Annotated in this window: 18 protein-coding genes; 11 read left to right on the forward strand and 7 right to left on the reverse strand. The window is 73.2% G+C overall.

The window, feature by feature from the left end; translation table 11 throughout:
- Positions 1-3: 3 nt before the first annotated feature.
- Entirely contained in the window at positions 4-588 is a 585-nt protein-coding gene (locus tag AB4Z14_RS04120) for a helix-turn-helix domain-containing protein (RefSeq protein ID WP_056775029.1), read from the reverse strand.
- A 48-nt stretch (positions 589-636) separates the two neighbouring features.
- Here AB4Z14_RS04120 and AB4Z14_RS04125 point away from each other — a divergent pair, with 48 nt between their 5' ends.
- The 5 genes from AB4Z14_RS04125 (at position 637) to AB4Z14_RS04145 (ending at position 6,773) form a co-directional block, all read left to right on the forward strand.
- The gene (locus tag AB4Z14_RS04125) at positions 637-1,566 is read left to right on the forward strand and encodes a class I SAM-dependent methyltransferase (protein WP_442274075.1); all 930 of its coding nucleotides are present in this window, start codon (positions 637-639) and stop codon (positions 1,564-1,566) included.
- A gap of 81 nt (positions 1,567-1,647) precedes the next feature.
- Positions 1,648-2,463, forward strand: a complete 816-nt coding sequence (locus AB4Z14_RS04130; protein WP_442274076.1) for a peptidase inhibitor family I36 protein — start codon at positions 1,648-1,650, stop codon at positions 2,461-2,463.
- Between the two features lie 105 nt (positions 2,464-2,568).
- Positions 2,569-3,348: an HNH endonuclease family protein gene (locus AB4Z14_RS04135; protein ID WP_442274077.1), complete on the forward strand. Its 780-nt coding sequence runs from the start codon at positions 2,569-2,571 to the stop codon at positions 3,346-3,348.
- A 332-nt stretch (positions 3,349-3,680) separates the two neighbouring features.
- Positions 3,681-5,702, forward strand: coding sequence for an acyltransferase family protein (locus AB4Z14_RS04140; protein ID WP_442274078.1), 2,022 nt, complete (start codon positions 3,681-3,683; stop codon positions 5,700-5,702).
- Between the two features lie 66 nt (positions 5,703-5,768).
- A complete protein-coding gene (locus AB4Z14_RS04145) occupies positions 5,769-6,773 on the forward strand; it encodes a YdcF family protein (protein WP_442274079.1) in 1,005 nt (334 codons plus the stop codon).
- Between the two features lie 16 nt (positions 6,774-6,789).
- Here the strand turns inward: AB4Z14_RS04145 and AB4Z14_RS04150 are convergent, their stop codons facing one another.
- Both AB4Z14_RS04150 and AB4Z14_RS04155 read right to left on the reverse strand, forming a co-directional pair.
- Positions 6,790-8,340: an acyl-CoA synthetase gene (locus AB4Z14_RS04150; RefSeq protein WP_442274080.1), complete on the reverse strand. Its 1,551-nt coding sequence runs from the start codon at positions 8,338-8,340 to the stop codon at positions 6,790-6,792.
- A complete protein-coding gene (locus AB4Z14_RS04155) occupies positions 8,337-9,152 on the reverse strand; it encodes an enoyl-CoA hydratase/isomerase family protein (RefSeq protein WP_442274081.1) in 816 nt (271 codons plus the stop codon). Before AB4Z14_RS04155 ends, AB4Z14_RS04150 begins: the two co-directional genes overlap by 4 nt.
- Before the next feature lie 104 nt (positions 9,153-9,256).
- Between AB4Z14_RS04155 and AB4Z14_RS04160 the strand changes: the two genes are divergently transcribed.
- Genes AB4Z14_RS04160 through AB4Z14_RS04170 form a run of 3 tightly spaced genes read left to right on the forward strand, consistent with a single transcriptional unit; the run spans position 9,257 to position 10,885 of the window.
- Positions 9,257-9,856, forward strand: coding sequence for a sulfite oxidase-like oxidoreductase (locus tag AB4Z14_RS04160; protein ID WP_442274082.1), 600 nt, complete (start codon positions 9,257-9,259; stop codon positions 9,854-9,856).
- Entirely contained in the window at positions 9,826-10,581 is a 756-nt protein-coding gene (locus AB4Z14_RS04165) for a ferredoxin reductase (protein WP_442274083.1), read from the forward strand. Before AB4Z14_RS04160 ends, AB4Z14_RS04165 begins: the two co-directional genes overlap by 31 nt.
- Positions 10,582-10,594: 13 nt before the next feature.
- Positions 10,595-10,885, forward strand: a complete 291-nt coding sequence (locus AB4Z14_RS04170; RefSeq protein ID WP_442274084.1) for a DUF6510 family protein — start codon at positions 10,595-10,597, stop codon at positions 10,883-10,885.
- Between the two features lie 159 nt (positions 10,886-11,044).
- On the opposite strand, the gene AB4Z14_RS04175 is transcribed toward AB4Z14_RS04170, so the two are convergent.
- Positions 11,045-16,582 (reverse strand): ATP-binding protein, encoded by a 5,538-nt coding sequence (locus AB4Z14_RS04175; protein ID WP_442274085.1) that lies wholly within the window; start codon positions 16,580-16,582, stop codon positions 11,045-11,047.
- A gap of 123 nt (positions 16,583-16,705) precedes the next feature.
- On the opposite strand from AB4Z14_RS04175, the gene AB4Z14_RS04180 reads away from it, so the two are divergent.
- Positions 16,706-19,177: an ATP-binding protein gene (locus AB4Z14_RS04180; RefSeq protein WP_442274086.1), complete on the forward strand. Its 2,472-nt coding sequence runs from the start codon at positions 16,706-16,708 to the stop codon at positions 19,175-19,177.
- On the opposite strand, the gene AB4Z14_RS04185 is transcribed toward AB4Z14_RS04180, so the two are convergent.
- A complete protein-coding gene (locus AB4Z14_RS04185) occupies positions 19,155-19,832 on the reverse strand; it encodes a hemerythrin domain-containing protein (RefSeq protein WP_442274087.1) in 678 nt (225 codons plus the stop codon). The genes AB4Z14_RS04180 and AB4Z14_RS04185 overlap by 23 nt on opposite strands.
- 112 nt (positions 19,833-19,944) lie before the next feature.
- Positions 19,945-20,847 carry an aminoglycoside phosphotransferase family protein gene (locus tag AB4Z14_RS04190; RefSeq protein ID WP_442274088.1) on the reverse strand — a complete coding sequence of 301 codons (903 nt, stop codon included), beginning with the start codon at positions 20,845-20,847 and terminating at the stop codon, positions 19,945-19,947.
- Positions 20,848-21,071: 224 nt separating this feature from the next.
- On the opposite strand from AB4Z14_RS04190, the gene AB4Z14_RS04195 reads away from it, so the two are divergent.
- Both AB4Z14_RS04195 and AB4Z14_RS04200 read left to right on the forward strand, forming a co-directional pair.
- Positions 21,072-21,473 (forward strand): hypothetical protein, encoded by a 402-nt coding sequence (locus AB4Z14_RS04195; protein ID WP_442274089.1) that lies wholly within the window; start codon positions 21,072-21,074, stop codon positions 21,471-21,473.
- Positions 21,474-21,529: 56 nt separating this feature from the next.
- Positions 21,530-22,138 carry a thymidine kinase gene (locus tag AB4Z14_RS04200; RefSeq protein ID WP_442274090.1) on the forward strand — a complete coding sequence of 203 codons (609 nt, stop codon included), beginning with the start codon at positions 21,530-21,532 and terminating at the stop codon, positions 22,136-22,138.
- 49 nt (positions 22,139-22,187) lie between these two features.
- Here the strand turns inward: AB4Z14_RS04200 and AB4Z14_RS04205 are convergent, their stop codons facing one another.
- Positions 22,188-22,841: an O-methyltransferase gene (locus AB4Z14_RS04205; protein ID WP_256794055.1), complete on the reverse strand. Its 654-nt coding sequence runs from the start codon at positions 22,839-22,841 to the stop codon at positions 22,188-22,190.
- Between the last annotated feature and the right edge of the window lie 36 nt (positions 22,842-22,877).

Below are 22,877 nucleotides of genomic sequence, written 5' to 3' on the forward strand. Positions count from 1 at the left end.
GGGCTACGCGGGCGCCTCGCCCGCTGCGACGTCGAGGTGGGCGCGCCGTCCGTCGCGGTCGAGCACGAGGATGACCTCCACCGGCTCGTCATCGGCGGTGATGGCGTGCGGGACCATCGTCGAGAACTGCGCCGACTGGCCCTCCTCGACGAGCACGACGCGCTCGCCGAGGTGCAGCCGAGCCGTCCCCGACAGCACGGTGAACCACTCGTGACCCGGGTGCACGCCCAGCCGGCCGCTGTGGCGCGTGGCCGTGATCCGCATCTTGGCCACGACCAGACCGTGCGGCTCGTCCTCACGCGTCAGCAACCACGTCGTGCGCCCCTGGGTCGTGTCCCGGCGCGGGTGGATGACGACGTCGTCGTCGCTCGCGAGGTCGACGAGCTCGTCGATGGTCGTGCCGAGCGCGCGGGCGATCGGACCCAGCTGGTCGATGGCGATCCGGCGGTGGCCGGTCTCGATCCGGCTCAGCGTCGACGGGCTGAGGCCGCACCGGCCGGCGAGGGCGTCGAGGGACCACCCGCGAGCGACGCGGAGGCCGCGGATGCGGGCGCGGATCACTGCGTCGAGATCGAGTTCTTGCGTCATCGGCAAGATCGTATGCCGTATGCGCAACGGTGTCCTACCGTGACACGTATGTCGCACGCACAGCACGGAGACGCCCCCGCCCCCGCCGGTCACGCCGCCCACCACGGACACGCTGACCACGACGGCCACAGCCACGACGACCTGGCGTCCGAGGTCGAGGGCGCCGACCTGCTCGACCTCGACGGCGACGTGCTCCGGGGCTACTGGGACGCGGCGCTCGACCGCGTCACCGCGGCCCTGGCGTCCTCGCCGGCCGACGAGCAGGGCGCGCCCGCCCGCGTGGTCGACCTCGGTGCCGGCACGGGCACCGGCACGCTCGGACTGGCGCGCCGGCTGCCGCACGCAGAGGTCGTCGCCGTGGACGTCTCCGAGCTCGCCCTGGCTCGCGTCGACGCCAAGGCGAGGGCCGCCGGCGTGGGCGACCGCGTCCGCACCGTCGTGGCCGACCTCGATGCCGGATGGCCCGACCTGGACCCGATCGACCTCACCTGGGCCTCGATGTCACTGCACCACCTCGCCGACCCGAACCGCGCTCTCGCCGACCTTCGACGGACTACCCGCGACGGGGGTCTGGTCGCGGTGGCCGAGTTCGACGAACCGCTGCGCTTCCTGCCCGACGACCCCGGTCTCGGCCGTCCCGGCTTCGAGGGCCGGGCGCTCGGCGTGCTCTCCGCCGTGCACGCCGAGGTGCTGCCCACCATCGGCGCGTCCTGGGGCGAGGTGCTCGGCGAGGCGGGGTGGACCGTCGTCGACGAGCACGACGTCGTCATCGACGAGCGCTCGCCGGACCATCCGCACGCCGGCCGCTACGCCCGAGCCTGGTTCGACCGGCTCGCGCACGGCCTCACCGACCGGCTGGACGCCGAGGACCACCGCACGCTCGAGGCCCTGCTCGACGACGACGGACCCCACGGTCTGCTCCACCGCACCGACCTGCACCTGCACGGCGTCCGCACTGTGACGATCGCGCGCCGCTGACCGGTCTCGGTCTGCCGACGGCCCGCCGATGGGGAGTGCTCCCCGCCTTCCGGCGCGCCGGCCGCGCTCGCCGGGGCCGTCGTGGCTTCGGCACCCGCCGCGCAGGCCGCCACGGCGCGCAACGGCGTCTGCGAGACGGGCGAGTTCTGCCTCTACTACAACTCCGGCAACGGCGGGTCGCTCGTCGACCTCGCGAACAGCCAGTCCGACTACGGCACCGGGTCCGGGTGCGTCACCTTCGTCTCGGCGGGCAACGGCCAGGGGCAGTGCGTCAAGAACAACGCCGCGTCGGTCTGGAACCGGGAGGCCGCCGTGGCGACGGTCTTCTACCGGAGCGGCTACTCCGGGGCCATCGACTCGGTCGACCCGGGCGTCAAGGCGGACCTGCGTCCGGAGCTGAAGAACGAGAATGCCGGCCACATCGTCGGCTTCGCCACCAACGACGCGTTCGAGTACGGCGTCTACCACTCGTCGGGTGCACGCGTGACGGCGTGGTTCGACGGCTACCTCAACACCCCGGGGCGACACGAGGGCATCGATGTCGCCTACCAGTCCGGCGCCGACGTCTTCGCCGTCCTCGGCGGCACGGTGACCCGGGTGACCGAGGGCAGCGACGCGACGGATGCGCTGTCCACGCTCGCGGTCTACAGCGCCACCTACGACAAGACCGTCATCTACCTCCACCTCAACCCATTGGGCTTCGCGGTGGGGCAGTCGATCTCGAAGGGCCAGAAGATCGGCGACGAGGCAGCTCGCGGCGCCCCTGCCACGCACACCCACGTCGAGATGCGCCCCGGGCGCCAGACCGCGGCGACCTTCAGCAGCGACACGACGCTCGTGAACCCGGTGCCCACCCAGTTCTGGATGGACCGCGGCTACAACGCCTGCTGCCAGTGACGCGTCGGGTGTGGCCGACGCGCTCGGCCACACCCGACACCCGGGGCCAGCCGTCTCGGCGAGCCGCATGCCTCCCAATTCCATTGTGTGGCAAGGTTGCCGATCGTGCCTGCTCGCTCCTTGCCCCCGCTCCTGGCCGTTCTCGTCGCCGCGGGCGTGGCGCTCGCCGGCTGCGGCCTTCCGCTGCCGTCGCCCGGCGCCGGCGTCCCGCACGCCCCGACCCGCGTCGTGCCCGGCAGTGCGGCAGGCGGACCCACCGCGAGCTCCAGGCCGTCCCCCGGCCCGACCCTGACGCCCGCGCTGGCGCGCGCGGCGCTCACGACGCTCGACGGCCTCCCGGTCAAGGGCCGGGCCCCCAAGACCGGCTACGACCGGGACGCCTTCGGCCCCGCCTGGAGCGACGACGTCGACGTGAGCCTCGGGCACAACGGCTGCGACACCCGCAACGACGTGCTGCGCCGCGACCTCGTCGCCGAACGGTTGAAGGCCGGCACACGCGGGTGTGTCGTCGTCTCAGGCACGCTCGCGGATCCCTACACCGGGCGCACCATCACCTTCGTCCGGGGACGCGCCACGTCGTCGAAGGTGCAGATCGACCACGTCGTCGCCCTCGGCGATGCCTGGGTCACGGGTGCGCAGCAGCTGACGGCGACCGAGCGCAGGACGCTCGCGAACGACCCGCTCAACCTGCTCGCCGTCGACGGCCCGACGAACAGCGCCAAGCGTGACGCGGACGCCGCGTCGTGGCTGCCTCCGAACAAGGCCTACCGCTGCACCTACGTCGCGCGTCAGGTCGCCGTGAAGTCGCGCTACCGCCTCTGGGTCACCGCGGCGGAGAAGGCGCAGATCGCTCGGGTCCTCGCCGGGTGCTCGCGAGCGCGCTGACTCCGGCTGTCGCCTGGGAGGTGGAAGGGCCGGACCCCACCTGACTGCCAAGCCGTGAGGGAGGGGTGGAGTGGCAGTCAATCCCGGCCCTTCCAGTAGGACACGCTACGGGACGCGGGGTGCCCTGTGGGGGCGAAGATCCCCGTGAATCCTGTCGATTCGACAGGAAATGCGCCTTTCGTCGGGCTCGTGGGCGTCACATCCTCGGTGCACCGTTCTCCCGGAATCGCCCGAACCGCGTTCGCCGCGCACGTCGACGACCCGCGAGGCGGTGCGACCTAGCCTGCTGGCATCCGGGGTCCTCGGCATCCCGGCGACCTCTGGCGGACCCGATGCCCAGACCGACAGAACGCCCGACCGCCTACGTGCCGGGGCTCGACGGAGTTCGTGCCCTCGCGGTGGCGGCTGTCGTCGGCTACCACCTCGGGGTGCCGGCCCTCGGCGGAGGGCTGCTCGGGGTCGGAGTCTTCTTCACGCTCAGCGGCTTCCTCATCACGGGCGTCCTCGTCGCCGGCTGGGAACGCACGCGGACCGTCGGACTCGGCCGCTTCTACGTGCACCGGGCCCGTCGGCTGCTTCCGGCCGTCGTCGTGGTGCTCGTCGTCGTGTCGTTCGTCTCCGTCGTCACGCACCCCGACGCCGCGGGTGAGCGCCTGACCGAATCCGTGGCCGCCCTGCTCTACGTGAGCAACTGGAAGACGATCTCGGACGGCGAGTCCTACTTCCAGCGGTTCAGCGGGCCGGGGCCCTTCGACCACCTCTGGTCCCTCGCCGTCGAGGAGCAGTTCTACGTCGTCTGGCCCGTGCTCATGCTCGGACTCCTCGTCGTCGTGCGGGGTCGGCTGCGTGGCGTCGCGACACTGACGACGGTGCTCGCCCTCGCGTCGTTCGTGCTCCTCTGGCTCCTCGCCGTGCCGGGCTTCGACAACACGCGGGCCTACGAGGGCACCGACGCGCGGGCCGGAGGACTCCTCGTCGGCGCAGCCGTGGCCCTCGTCTGGCGTCGCGGCGCACTGCCACCACTGCCCGAGCGGAAGGACCGTCGGGCTCTCGACGCCGTCGGCGTCGGCTGTCTCGTCGTCGTCCTCGCCCTCATGACGCTCACGGACGAGTACTCGCTGTCGCTCTACCGCGGTGGACTGCTGCTGCTGTCCCTCGCCACGGCCGGCCTCGTCGCGGTCGTGTCGCACCCGCGGTCACGACTCGGCCGCCTGCTCGGGGTCCGGCCCCTGCGCTGGGTCGGCGAGCGCTCGTACGGCATCTACCTCTGGCACCTGCCCGTCGTCGCCCTGACCGGCCCGGACGTGCTGCGGGGGCATGACGGGCTCCGGGGCGCGCTCCAGCTCGGGCTGACGCTGCTGCTCGCGACGCTGTCGTGGAACCTCGTCGAGGACCCCATCCGCCGGCGCGGCTTCCGGCGCGCCCTCCGCCCGCGACGGCCGCGACCCGGCGACCTGCCGCGCGCCGTGCCGTCGATGCCGGCCGTCGCCGCTGGCACGATCGCCCTGGCCCTTGTCTCCGTCACCTCGCTCAGCGCAGCCGCGCTCGTCGGCGGGGGACGGGCGGACGACCGGGCGCTCGACCCGGGCGACCCGCCCGTGCCGCCGACGACCGCCGCGACCGCGACGTCCCCACCCGCGTCACCGACGTCACCGCAGTCCCCGACCTCACCGACCTCACACTCGTCACCGACGTCACCGACCGTGCCGCCCTCGCACCCTCCGGTGCGGACGTCGTGCACGTCCCTCGTCCACGTCGGGGACTCGACGTCCGTCGGCCTCGTCGACCCGGCATACCAACCGCGTGCCGCGACGCGGCTGCCCGCCCAGTACGCCCGCGTCGGGGTCACGAGCTTCGTGCCGGACATCCTCGGTGCGCGCTCGATCGTCGAGACGTTCCGGGGTCAGCCGAACGCCGAGAGCGCCGTGACGTCACGGACCACGCACGGGTATGCCGGGTGCTGGGTCCTCGCGATGGGCACCAACGAGGTCGCGAACCAGTACGTCGGGGGTGTCGTGCCGCTCGCCGACCGGATCGACCTGCTGATGCGGCCGATCGGCAACCACCCCGTGCTGTGGCTGACGGTGCGGACCACCGACACCTCGGGGCCCTACGCCGACCGCGAGATGGAGAAGTGGAACGCGGCGCTGCTCGACGCGTGCAGCCGCTACCCGACCATGCGCGTCTACGACTGGCGCACCGAGGTGCACCGGTCGTGGTTCGTCGACGACGGGATCCACTTCACGACGCGGGGCTACACCGAGCGCGGCAAGCGCATCGCCGACACGCTGGCCCGGGCCTTCCCGGCCGCCGGGGCGCCGGCCCCCGGCTGTCTCGTGCAGTCGGGAGACTGACACGCCGGGACGCCCCGGCCACCATCCGGTTTCGCGACGAGGCCTCCGGGAGGGCATGCTCGTCGCATGCGCCCGGCCCTCGACCTCCTCCTCGTCGTGGTGCTCCTCGGCCTCGCGGTCCACCTCGCGCGCACCGACCCGCGCCGATGGCGGATCGGGGTCCTGCTCCTCGGGGCCCTCTGGGCCGCGCTGTCGGCGCTCGGGGTGGACGTGCTCGTGCTCCCGCAGGTCCTCTCGGTCGTGCTGGGACTCCTCTTCGTCGGCAACGGCCTGCGCCTGCTGCGCCCGCAGGGCCGGGGTCTGACCAACGTCCTCGCCCTGCTCCTCGGCATCGCGATCCTGACCGCGACGGCCGTCGGGACGGGCGTCGTCGGCTCCGGTGCCGCCGGCGCGATCGCCGCCGCCCCGACGGGGCCGGAGGTCCTCGGGATCGTCGTCCTGCTCCTGCCCGGCTACCCGGCGCTCGCCTTCGGCAGCTTCGCGCTCTACTGCCTGACCTACCGGCGCCACCGTGCGCGCGCCGAGCCGGCGGCGGTCGTCGTCCTCGGCTCGGGACTCGTGGGCGGCACGGTGCCGCAGCTGCTCGCCCACCGGCTCGACGCGGCCGCCGACGCGTGGCGGGCAGAGCGCGACCGCGGCCACGAGTGCCTCCTCGTGCCGAGCGGCGGGCAGGGCGACGACGAGCCGATGTCCGAGGGGGTGGCCATGACCGCGTACCTCATGGCCCACGGCATACCCCAGGCGTCGGTCGCGACCGAGGACCGCGCGACGACGACCGAGGAGAACCTGCTGCTCTCACGCGAGATCCTGCGGTCGCGCGGGATCGGCGATACCGGGCCCCTGCGCGTCGTGACGAGCAACTACCACGTCGGCCGCGCGGCGCTGCTGGCCCGGCGCCTCGGCATCGACGCCGACGTCACCGGCGGCCCGACGGCCTGGTACTTCGTGCCGAGCGCCTTCGTGCGCGAGTTCCTCGCCGCGCTGACGCTCCACCCGCGCACGAACGTGGCGGGCCTCGGCGCGTGGGCGGCCTGGACGGCTTGGCTCGCGTATGCCGTCCTGCCCGTCTGAAGGCGCCCCCGCGCGGTCACGACGTGGCTGGCCCCTGAGCCAGGTCGTCACGCAGCACCCGCTTGAGCAGCTTGCCGCTCTGGTTGCGGGGCAGCTCGTCGACGAAGTGGATCGCCTTGGGCAGCTTGAAGGGCGCGAGACTGGCGCGGGCATGGTCGACGAGCTCGGTCTCGGTCACCGTCTGTCCGTCGCGGAGGACGACGACGGCGGTGACGGCCTCGACCCAGCGCTCGTGCGGGGTCGCGATGACGGCGACCTCGGCGACGGCCGGGTGGGTGTAGAGCGCGTCCTCGACCTCGCGGGAGGCGACCATGACGCCGCCGGTGTTGATGACGTCCTTGATGCGGTCGACGACGGTGAGGTAGCCGGCGTCGTCGCGGATGACGAGGTCGCCGGAGTGGAACCACCCGTCACGGAAGGCCTCGGCCGTCGCGTCCTGCTTGTTCCAGTAGCCGGTGCACAGCTGCGGCGATCGGTAGAGCAGCTCGCCCGACTCCCCGGCGGGGACGTCGGTGCCTTCGGGGTCGACGACGCGTGCCTCGACGAAGAGCACGGTGCGGCCGCACGCCTCGGGTCGCTCGGCGTGCTCCTCGGGCCGCAGCACCGTGGCGAGCGGGCCGATCTCGGACTGCCCGAAGCAGTTCCAGAAGCCGAGCCCGGGCAGGCGCTGCTGGAGCCGGTCGCGCACCGGGACCGGCATGATCGACGCGCCGTAGTACGCCTTGCGGAGCGAGCCGAGGTCGGCGGTCTCGAGCGCCGGGTGGTTCGAGAGCGGCACCCAGACGGTGGGGGCGAGGAAGAGCGAGCCGATGCGGTGCGTGGCGACCCGCTCGAGGATCGTCGCGACGTCGGGGCGGGGCAGCAGGTGGTTCGTCGCCCCCACGGCGAGGTAGGGCAGGAGGAAGACGTGCATCTGGGCCGAGTGGTAGAGCGGCATGGAGTGCAGTGGGGCGTCGTCCTCGCGCAGGTCGAGGCCGACGATGCAGGAGACGTACTCGTGGACGAGGGCCCGATGCGTCATCATCGCGCCCTTGGGCTGGGACGTCGTGCCCGAGGTGTAGAGCAGCTGGACGAGGTCGGTGTCGCGCGTCCCGACGTCGAGCGTGGGCACGTCGCCCTCACTCCATCGCGGCAGCACGGCGTCGTCCCCGCCGTGGAGCAGCAGCACCTGCTCGAGGTCGGTGTCGGCGCGCACGGCCTCGACGCCGTCGCGCAGTGCCACGTCGACGAGCGCGACGCGCGCGCCCGAGTCGCGGAGCAGGTAGGTCAGCTCGGGGCCGGTCAGCGCGTAGTTGACGGGGACGTGGACGAGGCCCGCGCGGGCACAGCCGAGGTAGGCGAGCAGGTAGGCGTCGGAGTTGACCCCGACCGTCGCGACGCGGTCGCCGGCGGTCAGCCCGAGACCGAGCAGGTGCGCGGCCGCGCGGGACACGGCGTCGTCGAGGGCGGCATACGTCCACGTGCGGTCGTCGAAGACGAGCGCGACCCGCTCCGGATGCCGCGCGGCGCTGCGGCGGACGACGTCGTCGACGGTGCTCGAGGTGATCTGCGCGGTGCTGGCGCTCATGGGGTGTCTCCGGGGTTCGGGCGTTCGCGAGGCCGGTCGGGTCGGTGGGCGGGCGCGGCGAAGGACTCGAGGAGGGCTCCCGCCTCGGCGCCTCCGGCGAGTCGCGCGATGGTCGCCGCCTCGTCGGCGAGCTGGACGGCATACGGCCGCTCACCGGCCAGGCGCAGCAGGCGGGCCGCCTCGCCGACCGCCTCGCGAGGAAGGGCGGCGATCGCGGCGACGACCTCGCCGGCGCGGGCGTCGAGGTCCGGGGCGGGGCACACCTCGGTGACGAGACCCCAGTCGAGCGCGGTCGCCGCGTCGATGGGGGCGCCGGTCAGCAGGAAGAGGGCGGCCCGGCGAGCGCCGACCGCGCCGGGCAGCAGGGCGCTGACGCCGCAGTCGGGCGACAGTCCGACGCCGGGGTAGGCAGCGACGAACGTCGCGTGGTCGGCCGCGAGCACGACGTCGGAGGCGAGGACCAGGCCGACACCGGCTCCGGCTGCGGCGCCCTGGACCACCGCGACGACGGGGACGGGCAGGGCGCGCAGGGCCACGAGCGTCTCGTGCAGCACCTCCGCCAGCTCGGCGACGAAGGCCCGGCGCTCTGGTGCCGCGGCCATGGCGCGCACGTCGCCGCCGGCGCAGAAGAGCCGGCCGTCGGCCCGGAGGACGACGACGTGCACCGGTCCGGAGGCGCTCGCGACCGCGCCGACCGCGTCGCGCAGCGCGATCGCGGTCGGCAGGTCCACGGCGTTGCCGGCGTCGGGTCGCGCGAGCCGGATCGTGGCCACGCCGTCCGACACCGACAGCATCGGCACCGTCGTCGTCACGGGCTCATCCTGCCCCGCCGGAGCCGTCCTGGGGAGGGTGGCGCACGGAACGACCGCTCGCGTATGCCGTCCGGCGTGGTCGGCGGCCCGTACAGTGACTGGGCATGGACTTCGTGACACGAGGGTTCCAGGGTCGGCCACGCGGCCGCGACGACCGGCTGCCCCCGGGCCAGTACCTCACCGGTGACTTCCCGGTGCTCTCGGCGGGCCCCACCTCGAACGTCGACCACGACGAGTTCGAGCTGTGGGTCGCGACGGAGGACGGCACCCGCCACGCGTGGTCGTGGGCTGAGCTCATGGCCCTCCCGGCCGAGATGGTGACCGTCGACATCCACTGCGTCACGAGCTGGTCCAAGCTCGACACCGAGTGGCGCGGCGTCTCGCTCGACACCCTCCTCGCCGACGTCGAGACGGCTGCCGACTTCGCGATGGTGCACAGCTACGGCGGCTACACGACGAACCTGCCGCTCGAGGACCTCCTCGACGGACAGGCCTGGGTCGCGTACGGCTACGACGGCGACGACCTGCGACCCGAGCACGGCGGTCCCGCAAGGCTGCTCGTCCCGCACCTCTACTTCTGGAAGTCGGCCAAGTGGGTGCGCGGCATCGAGCTGATGCTCGAGGACTCACCCGGCTTCTGGGAGCAGCTCGGCTACCACGACTACGGCGACCCATGGCGCGAGCAGCGGTACCAGGGGGACTGAGCGCCCGGCGCGCGTGGCGGGAGGCCACGCTCGTCGAGCGACGTCCCGAGACCGACAGCGCCGTGACGCTCGTCCTCGACGTCGACGGGTGGCCCGGTCACCTGCCGGGTCAGCACGTGGACGTGCGGCTCACCGCGCCCGACGGCTACACGGCGACCCGGAGCTACTCCGTCTCGGCGCCCGAGTGCGGTGACCGGGTCGAGCTGACCGTCCAGCGGGTGCCGGACGGGGAGGTCTCGACCTTCCTCACCGACGGTCTCGCGGTCGGTGACGCCGTGCGCGTGCGTGGGCCCGTCGGTGGCTGGTTCGTCTGGCGCACCGGGCAGCCCGGGCCCGTGCTGCTCGTGGCCGGTGGCTCCGGCGTCGTCCCGCTCATGGCGATGCTGCGGGCCCGTGACCCCGGTGCACCGCCGTTCCGTCTCGTGTACTCGGTCCGCGGGCCCGACGAGGTCATCTACCGCGACGAGCTCGCGGTGCTGGCCGCCACGGAGGGCGTCGAGGTCCGGCTCGTCCACACGCGCCGGGCCCCCGACGGTGACGGGCGCCCGGTCGGCCGGCTGCGCGAGTCGGACCTCGCCGCTCCCGGCTGGACGGGGGAGGACGCACCCACGTGCTATGTGTGCGGACCGACCGGCTTCGTCGAGGGTGCTGCCGACCTGCTCGTCGCGCTCGGCCACGCGGCCGACCGCATCCGGACAGAGCGATTCGGGCCGAGCGGCCCGTGAAGGAGGACCTCCCATGACGATCCCCGACGGTCCAGGGCCCACGGCGGCGTACGACGGCAACCTCATGGCCGGCCCGCTCTCCGAGCTCTTCGCGCTCGACGTCACGGTGGCCGTCGTGAGGTGTCGCGGGTGCGGCACGGACTCGGAGGTCGCGACGCTGCGCGTCTACGGGCCCGAGCCGGGCCTCGTCGGTCGGTGCCCGGGCTGCGACGACGTGCTCGTCCGGGTCGTCCGCACCCCCGACGCGGTGTGGCTCGACCTCGGCGGCGTCACGTCACTGCGGGTGCCGGCCCCGAAGCGCTAGCCGGGTCAGCTCAACGGTGCGTCCTCGTGCCACAGGTGCGCGTTGCAACGCGCACTCCTGGCGTCGGGGACCATCTCCCGCGCCACCGCACACCGCTGCGGGTGAGCCGGTCCGTTGAGGAGGGCGTGGATGCTGATGGCAGCGAAGACGCCCGCCCGGTCAGCCCTGCAGGCCGGCCTCGATCGCGGCGATGATGCGCGGACGCATGTCGTGGGCGTCGATGACGGCGTCGACGGACCCGACCGAGACGGCGCGGTGGATGCTGTGCACCGTGTCGAACTCCGACGCGACCTGGCCGAGCTTCTCGGCGCGCACCGAGCTGCGCAGCTCGGCGAGCTCGGTGGCCAGCCGGGCGCGCTCGACCCCGGTGGCCGACGCGAGCTGACCCTCGAGCTCGGTGACGCGCGGGTCGGACGCCGTGCGGGCGTCGACGTCGCGCGAGAAGACGACGGCCGCGGCCGGCGCACCGCCGAGCACCGACGCGAACGACCCCTCGATGGCCAGCACCGTCATGCGCGGGTTGAGCGTCTTGGAGAAGACGACGAACGCGCCGCCGTGGTAGCGGGAGACGACGGTGAAGACGATCGGGCCGTCGAAGTTGACGATGGCCCGGCCGATCTCGGCGCCGTACTCGAGCTGGAGGCTGCGCATCGACTCGGGTGAGCCGTCGAAGCCCGACAGGTTCGCCAGGACGACGACGGGGCGGTTGCCGCTCGCCGCGTTGATGGCGCGCGCCACCTTCTTGCTCGACCGCGGGAAGAGCGTGCCGGCCGTGTACGTGTCGGGGCCGTCGGTGGGCGGGAAGCCGCGGCGCGGCACCGACTTGGACTCGATGCCGATGAGGCACACGGGGATGCCACCGAGGTGGGCGTCCTGCACGACCGCGGTCTCGGCGTCGGCCATGCCGGCCCAGCGCTCGAGCGGCTCGCGGTCCTGGTCGCTGACGGCCCGCATGAGAGTGCGGATGTCGAACGGCTTCTTGCGGTCCGGGTTGGTGAGCGAGCTGAAGATGTCGCCGACCGTCTTGAAGCCGGAGTCGGCCAGCTCGTGCGGGTAGAGCGTCACGTCACGGTGCGACGGGTCGCTCGTCGTGACGCGGCGCGGGCCGGACTCGCCCGGGCTGACGTAGGCGTGCTCGTAGTGCGCCATGAGGATGGCGCGGGCACCCGCGAGGTCCTTGGCCCAGTACTGCGCCTGCCCGTTCGGGCCCATGACGCGGTCGTAGCCACCGATGCCGAAGTTGTCCTCGGCCGAGACGCCGCCGGAGAAGTCGAGCGACTGCTTGCCGGTGAGGACCATGGCGCTGTCCGGCGTCATGACGAGGATGCCCTTGGTGTGCATGAGCATCGTCGCCTCGGCGTTCCAGTAGGGCTGGGCGCCGACGTTGATGCCGGCGACGACGATGTTGATCTCGCCACCCGCCTGGGTGAACTCGATGATCCGCTTGAGGGCACGGGCGACCCAGTCCATGTTCTCGGTGCCGGAGTCCATCGAGATGCGCGCACCGGCCGAGAGGGAGTACCACTCGAGAGGCACCTGCATCCGCTCGGCCAGGTCGAGGGCCGCGATGACCCGGGCGCACTCGGCCTCGGCCACGGAGCCGAGCGACCGGAGCGGGTCGCCCGAGAGGACGACGCGGGTCACGCCCTCGGGGTGGCGGACCGTCGGCGAGCTGACGACGGCGACGATGATGCCGGCCTTGTTGAGACCCTGCGGACGGTCGACGGGCACGAGCGTGCCCGAGTCGTCGAGGTCGTGCTCGACCACCGTGCCGCCGTCGCCGGCGATCATCGACTGGAGCTCGTAGGGGTAGACGAGACCTCGGCGTCGGGCCCGGACGACCTTGGAGGCGTAGTCGTCGAGCGGCTTGAGCGGCTCGGTGGGTGGGGCGCCGAGCGATCCGGTGACGCCCGAGCCGGGCTGGTAGAAGAAGCGGCCCGCGATCGGGGCGGGCGCCTCGCCGGGTGCCCCGGCGACCTGCGCCTGCACGAGGACCTCCTCGATGCCGGCGCCGGCGGTGACGGGGGCGATCTTGCTCTGGAGCGCCGTCAGCTGCCCGAGATCGGCCTCGATGGTCGGCCAGATCTGGACCCACACGTGGTTCATGTCGAGCCGGGAGCCCTTGGCACCGCGGCTCGCCCGGACCCGACGGATCGCCTCGAGGCAGTTGGCGATGGCGCGCTCGACGTGCGGCAGGCCCGACACCTGACCGGACTCGTCGCGCACGACGACGACCTGACGCACCTGCGCGAGGGCGACGAGGCGGTGGTCGTCGGGGTTGTCCTTGGCGACGCACTCGTAGAGCAGGACGTCCTCGGGGGCCTCGAGCCGCGTCACGTCGAAGGACGTGAGGCGCCACAGGTTGAGGCGGCGCCCGACCATGGGGTGCACGCCGCGGACGAGGCGGTCCTCCACGAGGGTGCCGTCGACGGGGCGGAAGGTGAAGTAGCCGACCGGGCGCCCCTGGCCGGCGCTCACGGCGACGGCGACCCGGCGTACGTCCTGGGCGAAGGGCAGCTGCTGGAGCAGCGCGGCGAGCTGATCGCTCGCGGCGTCCGGCGACTCGGGCTCCTGCGCCCAGCGCAGGTAGAGGTCGACGACGGACTGGAGCCCCGTGGGTCGCGACCACACGTCGTTGGAGACGGCCGCGTCGAGCGGGCTGCCCGGCACGAGCTCGTCGACCCCGCCGATCGTCGACGTCAGGTGCGTCGGACGCTCGTCGAGCGTGTAGTCGGCGACGGCGAAGGGCCGACCGCCCTCGGAGAAGGTGCGCAGTCCGTGCAGCTCGTGCTCGCGGTAGTGCCGCTTGATGAGCACCTCGAGCATCGGCTCGTGCTCGGGCAGCCGCTCCGGCGCCTCCTCGTGGAGGCGCTCGGTGAGGAACCGGACGATCTGCTCGGGGATCGCGGCGAGCTCGTCGATGCGCGCCGTGTGGTCGGGTGCGTCTGGCTCGGCCGCGAGGGCCGCGAGCTTGTCGCGGACCCCGGCGAGGACGCTCTGGCGCTCCTCGTCGACGAGCGGCTGGTCGAACCAGCGGAAGCGGACGCTGCGGGCGAGGTCGCCGATGACGGGGAAGCGCAGCTGGGTCGCGACGACGAGCCGGTCGAGCGCGTCACGGGCCGCCGCGTTGAGCGGCGGCGCCGGGATCGGCTCGGCGAGCCACCGCTGGAGGATCGACGTCGCGAGCTGCACCTCGGGCGCCGAACGCTGCTGCGCGAGGAAGACGCGGAAGACCGCCTCCTCCAGGTCGGGCGTGCGCTCGAAGTCGGTGACGCCGTAGTGGCGCAGGACGCGGGCGAGCTTGTCGCGGAAGTCCGCCGAGAGACCGGCGCGGTCGACGTCGAGGCTCTGGAGATAGGAGTGGAAGTGCTCACGCGGGCTGTGGACGAGCAGCTCGGTGTGGCGCTCCTCGGCGGCCGGGCGGTTGCGGCTCAGCTCGGCGAAGTCGGTGAGCAGCTCGAGGACGTCGATCTCCTCGGCCAGCGGGATCGTGCCCTCCGCCGCGAGCTCGTCGCGCGCCGAGAGGTAGCCGGCGAGCACCCTGCGGTCGCCGATCGGGTCGCCGTCGAAGCCGAGGACGCTCGCGGAGAGGTCCTCGATGCCGCGGTCGACGCGCTCGCGCACGCTCGCCTGCCCGGCGTTCGAGTCGGGCAGGTCGAGGTCGACGGTCTCGGTGGCCACGGCCTCGGCGACCTCGGCCTCGTCGCCGGTGGGCTCGAGGCGCACGAGCGGTGCGCCGGTCTCGACCTGACTGCCGACGCTGACGAGGAGCTCGCGCACGCGCGCGGCGAAGGGCGCCGGCAGCACCGTCTCCATCTTCATCGACTCGAGGACGAGCACCGGGGCACCGGCGGCCACCTCGTCGCCGACGGCGGCCGGGGTCGCGACGACGAGCGCGGGCGCCGGCGACCGCACGACGCCGCCCTCGTCGCGCGAGACGCGGTGGGTGACGCCGTCGACCTCGACGAGGTGGACGGGTCCGTGGGTGGCGGTGACGAGGCGGTGCGCGCGTCCCTCGACGACGATGCGGCCGGCATACTCGTCGATGCGGTCGAGCGTCGCGTCGACGACGTGCTCGTCGCGGCCGTTGGCGATGGAGACGCGGTAGCGGTGCGACGCGGTGCGCAGCACCATGACCTTGTATGCCGTGCCGCGCAGCTTGAGGTCGATGGCGCGGCCGACCGTGTGCTGCACCTGCGGACGACCCCCGCGGGCCGACTCGAGCAGGCGGGCCCGCTCGATGGCCTCGGCGTCCTCGTAGGCCTCGATGCCGGCGGCGACGAGCGCGACGCCGGAGTGGCGGTGCGACACGAGGCGGCCCTCGGCGCGGACGCGGTCGATCCAGCCCGTGTCGGCGGAGCCGTCGATGATCTCGGGCTGGTCGAGCAGGTCGAGGATGAAGCTCTTGTTCGTCGAGCCGCCGTCGATGACGACGGTCGTCTCGGCCATGGCGCGGCGCAGGCGGGCGAGTGCCTCGTCGCGGTCGCGGCCGTGAGCGATGATCTTGGCGATCATCGAGTCGAAGTCGGCGGGGATCGAGTCGCCTTCTCCCACACCGGTGTCGACGCGGATGCCAGGACCGGCCGGGAACTGGAGCAGGCTGATGCGGCCGGGGCTCGGGGCGAAGTCGCGGTCGGGGTCCTCGGCGTTGAGGCGGGCCTCGACGGCGTGGCCGCGCTGCGTCGGGCGGCCGCCGGGCAGGTCGTCGAGACGCCCGCCGTTCGCGACGTGGATCTGGAGCTTGACGAGGTCGGTGTCGGTGACGACCTCGGTGATGGGGTGCTCGACCTGGAGGCGGGTGTTGACCTCGAGGAAGGCGAAGAAGCGCTCGCCAGGGTGGTAGAGGAACTCGACGGTCCCGGCGCCGGCGTAGCCGACCGCGATGGCGAGCCGCTCGGCGCTGGCGCGGACCTCGTCCTCCTGCTCGGGGCGCAGGACGGGAGAGGCGGACTCCTCGATGACCTTCTGGTTGCGGCGCTGCACCGAGCAGTCGCGCACGCCGACGGCCCACGCGGAGCCCTGGCCGTCGGCGATGACCTGGACCTCGATGTGGCGGGCGCCGGTGACGAGCTTCTCGAGGAAGACGATGCCCGAGCCGAACGCGCGCTGGGCCTCGTCGCGGGTGCGCTCGTAGGCATCGGTGAGGTCGGCGTCGGAGTCGACGCGGCGGATGCCGCGGCCACCACCACCGGCGGTCGCCTTGAGCATGAGGGGATAGCCGATGCGTGCGGCTGCTGCCTTCGCGTCCTCGAGGGTGTCGACGCCGCCGCGGCTCCACGGCGCGACGGGGACGCCGACCTCCTCGGCGATGAGCTTGCTGCCAATCTTGTCACCGAGCTTGCGCATGGCATCGGGGCTCGGGCCGATGAAGGTGACGCCGACGCGCTCGCACAGCTCGGCGAAGGCGGGGTCCTCGGCGACGAAGCCCCAGCCGACCCACGCCGCGTCGGCCTTCGTCTCGCGCAGGGCGCGCTCGAGGACGGCGTGGTCGAGGTAGGGGCGCGCCGAGGCCGGCCCGAGGTCGTAGGCGTCATCGCTCTCGCGCACGAACATGGCCCGCCGCTCGCCCTCGGTGTGCAGGGCGACCGTCTCGATGCGGTGGCCGTCGCGACCCGCGGCGGCGTTGAGGTCCCGCACCGCGTGGATGAGCCGCATGGCGGCCTCGCCGCGGTTCACGATGGCGATGCGCGAGATCATCGGTGCTCCTTCAGACGGGGGTGGTGTCGCACCCTGCAGCCTTCCACGCCTGCCCGGTGACCGGCGAGTAGACAGGCCAGTCGTTCACCCGTGGGCGGCTGGCCGGCGCGCTACCGTCGGATCGTGGAGGGGAGCTCGGCCGTCGGCGCGTTCGGTACGCGGCTCCGCGCCCTGCGCGAGGCCAGGTCGCTGACGCAGGAGGAGCTGTCGGAGCGATCCGGCCTCAGCGTCAAGGCGATCGGCGCGCTCGAGCGCGGCGAGCGGCTGCGCCCGCATCCGCACACCGTCCGGGCGCTGGCCGACGCGCTTCTCCTCGGCGACGTGGAACGCTCTGCGCTCGTGGCATCGGTCCCGCGCCGGGCGGGGCCGTCAGGGCCGTCAGGGCGGTCGGGGCCGCTTGAGCCCGAGGGCTGGTCTGCAGCAGCGGGTGGCGCCTTTGCGGGGTCGGGACTGACGCCGCTCTTCGGGCGCGACGAGGACCTGACGCGTCTCACGGACCTTCTCACCGCGCGCGGCGCCCGGTTCATCACGCTCACCGGACCGGGCGGCGTCGGGAAGACCCGCCTCGCGACGGAGGCCGCGATGCGGGTCCGCGACGCCTTTCCCGGCGGCGTCCGGCTGCTCGACCTCGCGGCCGTGCGCGAGCCGGACGAGGTGCTGCCACAGGTCGCGGCGGCGCTCGGGGTGATCGAGGAACCGACCGGGACCGTCCACCTCGTGGAGCGGGTCGCGGGCCACCTCGCAGATCGTCGGGTGCTGCTCGTCCTCGACAACCTCGAGCAGGTCTTCGCGTGCGGGCCTCGCGTGGCCGAGCTCCTCGGGCTCGCGCCGGGGCTCACGGTGCTCGCCACCAGTCGCGCTCCGCTGCGGGTCCGCGCCGAGCAGGAGGTGCCGGTGGCGCCGCTGGCTCTGCCCGCCCTCGGTGACGGGCCCGACGCCATGACCGCCGTGGCCGCCTCCCCTGCCGTCGCGATGTTCCTCGACCGCGCTTCGGCGGTTGGCGCTCAGGTGCGCGACGGCGCTGCCGGGGCCGCCACACTCGCAGCCATCGCGCGACGCCTCGACGGGCTCCCGCTCGCCATCGAGCTGGCCGCGGCGGCGGCGCGCGTCCTGCCGCCCGACGCGCTGCTGTCACGGCTGGAGGCAGGCACCATCGACGTGGGCGTCGGCGGCCCGCGCGACCTGCCCGAACGGCAGCGCAGCATGGCGACCGTGCTGGCCGGGAGTGTCGGACTGCTGGAGTCCGGACAGCGCGACCTGTTCCTGCGCGCTGCCGTGTTCTCCGGCGGCTTCTCGCTCGACTGGCTCGCAGCCGTGGAGCCGATCGTGGAGCCACTTACGACTGCCGGCTCCGACGACGTGTTGCCCCGCGTCGCCGCCCTCGTCGAGCAGGCACTCGTGCTGCCGGCGCCCTCGCCGGACGGCGTCCCCCGATTCCGCCTCCTCGAGCCGGTTCGGCAGCACGCGATCACGCAGGCGCACGCCGCGGGTCTGGCGCTGCCTGCGGCCGACGCCCACGCCGCGTACGCCCGGCAGGTGGCCGTGGACGCGCACCGACGACTGTGGTCGGCCGGCATCGGACCGGTGCTCGACCGCGTCGAGGCCGAGCGCGGCAACCTGAGGTCGGGACTGCTCCGGCTCCTCGAGCTCGGCCGGGTGTCAGATGCCGCCGACCTCGCCGGAGGCCTCTGGCCGTACTTCGCCATGCGCGGTCGCGTGCGCGAGGGCCACGAGTGGCTCGAGCGCGTGCACGGCACCGGCACCACGACGGCGGTGGCCTGGTCAGCGGTCGGCCGCATGGGACTGATGCTCGTCGTCGGGGAGGTCGACGGCCTTCGCATGCTCGGCGACCTGGCGATCCGGCTGTCCGAGCGGGCCGGCGACGCGCTCCTTGTCGTGGAGGCCTCCCTGCTCAGTGGGCTCGGTGCACTCTTCGCCGGCGACCTCGCCGCAGGGGAAAGGCTCCTGGCCCTGGCGGAGGCCCGCGCTGAGGATCTGGGCGTCGAGGAGGCCCACCCGGTCGACCCCCTGCCCTGGGCGCGGCTGCACGTGCAGGTGGGGCGCGGACAGGGGCTGCTGCTCGCGGGCGACGCCGAGGGTGCGACGCGACTGCTCGCGGAGGCGGTCACGGCGGCAAGGGCGCTGGGCAACGAGTTCGGGCTCGCCACCTCGCTCAACACGCTCGCGACGGCACGCCAGGTCGCCGGGGACGACGCCGAGGCCGCGGCCCTCCTCGGCGAGTCCCTCGCCGTGTCGTTCCCGCTACGACTCGGCTGGACGCTCGGCTACGCGGTCCCCGAGCTCGCCGGGGTGGCGGCGCGGTCGGGCCGCCCCGTGGCCGCGGCCCACCTCTTCGGCGCGGCGGCGACACTCGGTGACACGACCTCGGTGGACCCGCACTACCCGCCCTCGCGCGCCGGCGCGGAATCCGGGCTGGCGGTCGCCCGGACGCAGCTGGGCTCCGACGAGTTCACCGCCGCGTGGGATGCGGGTCGGACGGCGACGCAGGAGGAGGTGGCCCGTTTCGCGGCCGATGTCGTGGCCGACATCACCTCCCCGGGCGACACGGACCTCAGCCTTCGCGGACGCGGCTGACAAAGCGTCGGTACTGCCGTGCGCCGAGGGTGCGCACGAGGACACGAGCCGGAAGGGGCAGCTTCGCGAGCATCGCCCGGCGCTCCTCGGGCGAGCACTCCTCGAGCAGCGCACCGAAGAGCAACGGCAGTTGTGGTCGGGTCATCGCCTCCATTCCGTGCTGCCCGAGGCTGTCCCACTCCGCAACGGTGACATACCGCAGGCACAGTGGCAGGATCTCGCGCTCCTCGAGGTCGAGGTGCTCGGCGAGGTCGGCAGCGAACCGTTCGAGGACGTCGGCCAGCTCGACGCCGCGCTCTCGGGTCGGCGCCGCCTCCCAGGCGGGCAGCAGGTGCGCCACGCGCTCGAGGTGGTCCTCGATCCCGTGGTGCTGGGCCCGCATCGTCTCGACGAGACCGGTGGACGGCGCGGCCCGTTCGAGCAGCGCCGGCCACAGTACGGCGTCCTCACTGGTGTGGTGCATCTCGAGGCCGGCGAGCACAAGGCGCAGCACCTCGGCGAGACTCCTGGCCCGCGCCCCGTCGCCGTCCGCGACCTGGCGGACGAGTCCCGGCAGCAGGCGCGTCTCGCGGCGGAAGGCGCGGTGGATGATCACCATCTCGTGGACCCACGGAAGGTCGGAGGTCGGGGTGGTGCTGAAGGTCGTGGTGCTCACGGTGGTGCCTTTCGACGAGGACGAGCGGTCCCCTCCAGCGTCGGCCGACGAAGCGCGCGGTCCCAGCCACGGCGGGCCCACGCCACCCCCACAGTCCCGCCTCAGTGACGCGTCAGGTGAGCTCGGTGACGACGGCACGCACCATCTGACGGCCGTGCTCGGCCATCCGCGGGAAGGTGTGCCGGTAGTAGTCGATGCCGGTGAGCGACGGCGCCAGTGCCCAGCCGCACGCCCGGAGCCACGTGGCGTCGTCGGGGCAGACGGTCCGGCGGTAGAGGTCTCGTGCGTCTCCCGTGAAGGTCCACAGGGCGGCGGCGACGTCGGGAGCCGGGTCGCCGACACCGAGGGCGCCCCAGTCGATGACGGCGACGAGGCGGCCGCCGTCGACGACGAGGTTGCCGGGCTGGAGGTCACCGTGGATCCACGCGGGGTCGCCGTCCCAGTCCGGAGCGGAGACGCAGATGTCCCAGGCGCGCTCGGCGGCGTCGAGGTCGAGGCCGTCGTCGTGGCCGCGCAGCCGCTCGAGGCCGGCGCGCGCCGCCGCGTCGACGTGGGAGAGCGGGGTGCCGCGCGAGCCCGCTGGCTTGGTGGGGCCGCCCGTGGGGTCGACCTCGCGCAGTCGCAGGGCGAAGTCCGCGACGTCGCGGGCGAGCGGGGCGTCGTCGGAGCCGAGGCGCGGCGGGGTCGCGCCGTCGACCCAGGGGACGACCGACCACGCCCACGGGTAGTCGTCGGACGGGCGTCCGAGGTGGACGGGGACCGGCACGCTGACGGGCAGGTGCGGTGCGAGACGAGGGAGCCACCGGGCGTCGGAGTCGGCCTGCTGCGCGGCCCACTCGACCTTGGGCATCCGCACGACGAGCGCGTCGCCGAGCCGGAAGAGGACGTTGTCGGTGCCCTCGACGTCGTCGGGGAGCGCCGTCACGGGCAGACCGTGCCACTGCGGGCACTGCTCGGCGACCAACCCCTCGACGAGCTCGGGAGTCGCGCGGACCTCGTCCTCGTGCATGGGCATCCCGGCACGCTAGGCGGCGAGCAGCGTCTCTGGCGACTGCTTTCCCGGCGGGCGAGGTGGGTCTTCGCCGCAGAGGCGCACCTCGCGCCAGCAGGTGCGCGGTGCACTGCGCACTCCTGAGATGGACGCGTTCTTCTGGGGCGACGGCGTACCTCCGACGTGGCGGCAGGAGTACGTTTCCCTCACCGGCGCAGGGGAGTGCCACGGACGACAGGGGCAGTCGCATGGACGAGACGGTGACGAGCTCGACGCGGGCGGAGACGCCGGACGGGCTCGGGCAGCCGGGGCAGCGCGGTCCGGACTCGCCTCTCAGCGGCGTGGAGCGTTCAGTGGGTCGCCCCGTGAGCGTGGGCCTCGTGCTCCTGCTCGTCGTCGCCAACACCATCGGCTGGCTGTGGTTCGTCAACCACCAGGACGAGCAGTTCCAGATGCTCCAGTCGCAGGTGGGGGCGGTCGACGTGTCCGTGCCGTCCTCCCAGACCGACCCGACGCTGTGCTGGCTCGTCGGAGCGCAGGCACGGGCCGCCGGTCACGCCAAGGAGCTCCTGGGTCAGGTGACCACGTCGGGCACCGTCGACGCGTGCATCGAGAACGTGATCCGAGGCGCCAACGGCGACGGCCGATGACCCGGGTGCGAGGCGCTGCCACCGACTGACACCAGGGGCCGATAGCGTTCTCACCCGTGACCACGATCGACGACGTCAGGCAGGCCGTCCGCACCGCGTCCGAGGTGTCGCTCGACGTCGTCCTCGGGCCGATGAAGTCGGGCAAGAGCCTCGCGCTCATCTCGCTGCTGTCACCGCTGCAGTTCACGCGGGTGCGACACCGCGTGTACCAGTCGGAGCGGCACGTCCGCGACAGCGGCGTCACCTCCCGCAGCGGTGGTGTGCTCGCGACGACGAAGGTGCGCAGCCTGCACGAGGCCCTCGACGAGCAGCTCGCCGTCGTGGCCGTCGACGAGGTGCACATGTTCGACCTCGACGACGTCGCGGTCGTCGACCAGCTCCTGCGTCGCGGCACCCGTGTCGTCGTCGCCGGCATCGACCTCGACCACCGCGGCGAGCTCTTCGCCCCCGTCCGGGCGCTGCTCGAGCTCGGGCCCGACACCGTGACCTACCGCCGCGCCGTGTGCGACCAGTGCCGCGACTTCAGCGCCACGCACACGCAGGTCCTCCGCGCGGGTGAGCCCTTCCTCGACAGCCTCGGCGGGTCCGAGGCGTTGCCGGACGACGGCACCTTCACCTACGAGGCCCGCTGCCGATCCTGCTTCGTCCGACCTGTGGTGTCCTGACGCGCCTGATCGAGCGGGTGGGGTGTGGTCACGTCCTCACACCCCGAGGTCACCGCTTCCGGGCGATGGTCAGACCATCGAAGGCGGTCAGGACGACGGTCTCGACGCGATCGTCGGAGACCACCAGGTCGTTGAAGGCGCGCAACGCGACGGTGTTCGCGTCGTCGATCTCGGGATCGGTGATCCGGCCGCTCCACAGGACGTTGTCCGCGAGCAAGAGCCCCCCAGGGCGAACCCGCGGCACCAGCTCGGCCCAGTAGGCGGCATACGCCGGCTTGTCCGCATCGATGAAGACCAGGTCGATGTCCGCCGCCGTGGGCAGTGCCCGCAGGGTGTCCAGGGCCGGCGCTATACGCAGCTCGATCCGGTCATCGAGGCCGGCGGAGGCCCAAGCCCGTCGACCGATCTCGGTCCACTCCGCGCTGACGTCGCAACAGAGCAGGGAACCTCCCTCGGCCAGACCCCGGGCGATGCACAGGCTCGAGTAGCCGGTGAACGTCCCCACCTCGACGGCCCGGCGGGCGCCGACGAGTCGGGCGAGCAGGGTGAGCAGCTGTCCCTGGTCGTCGCCGATCTGCATCCCGGCCGCGTCCCCGAGCCCGGCCGTCTCCGCCTGGAGGCCCTGGATCACGGGATCGGGACGCCAGGTGCCGTGAGCGACGGCGTAGGAGCGGATCGCGTCGGTCACCGGGAAGCTACGCATCCTCGAACGCTACGCCCCCGGCCAGGGGCGTGCTCC

This window comes from Terrabacter sp. 2TAF16, assembly GCF_052115065.1.
Classification (GTDB): Bacteria; Actinomycetota; Actinomycetes; order Actinomycetales; family Dermatophilaceae; genus Terrabacter.

Excerpts from the sequence above, each read along its gene's own strand:
- AB4Z14_RS04120 (WP_056775029.1), bottom strand. The coding sequence starts at position 588 with ATGACGCAAGAACTCGATCTCGACGCAGTGATCCGCGCCCGCATCCGC.
- AB4Z14_RS04125 (WP_442274075.1), top strand. The coding sequence starts at position 637 with ATGTCGCACGCACAGCACGGAGACGCCCCCGCCCCCGCCGGTCACGCC.
- AB4Z14_RS04140 (WP_442274078.1), top strand. The coding sequence starts at position 3,681 with ATGCCCAGACCGACAGAACGCCCGACCGCCTACGTGCCGGGGCTCGAC.
- AB4Z14_RS04145 (WP_442274079.1), top strand. The coding sequence starts at position 5,769 with ATGCGCCCGGCCCTCGACCTCCTCCTCGTCGTGGTGCTCCTCGGCCTC.
- AB4Z14_RS04150 (WP_442274080.1), bottom strand. The coding sequence starts at position 8,340 with ATGAGCGCCAGCACCGCGCAGATCACCTCGAGCACCGTCGACGACGTC.
- AB4Z14_RS04160 (WP_442274082.1), top strand. The coding sequence starts at position 9,257 with ATGGACTTCGTGACACGAGGGTTCCAGGGTCGGCCACGCGGCCGCGAC.
- AB4Z14_RS04165 (WP_442274083.1), top strand. The coding sequence starts at position 9,826 with ATGGCGCGAGCAGCGGTACCAGGGGGACTGAGCGCCCGGCGCGCGTGG.
- AB4Z14_RS04170 (WP_442274084.1), top strand. The coding sequence starts at position 10,595 with ATGACGATCCCCGACGGTCCAGGGCCCACGGCGGCGTACGACGGCAAC.
- AB4Z14_RS04175 (WP_442274085.1), bottom strand. The coding sequence starts at position 16,582 with ATGATCTCGCGCATCGCCATCGTGAACCGCGGCGAGGCCGCCATGCGG.
- AB4Z14_RS04190 (WP_442274088.1), bottom strand. The coding sequence starts at position 20,847 with ATGCCCATGCACGAGGACGAGGTCCGCGCGACTCCCGAGCTCGTCGAG.
- AB4Z14_RS04195 (WP_442274089.1), top strand. The coding sequence starts at position 21,072 with ATGGACGAGACGGTGACGAGCTCGACGCGGGCGGAGACGCCGGACGGG.
- AB4Z14_RS04205 (WP_256794055.1), bottom strand. The coding sequence starts at position 22,841 with ATGCGTAGCTTCCCGGTGACCGACGCGATCCGCTCCTACGCCGTCGCT.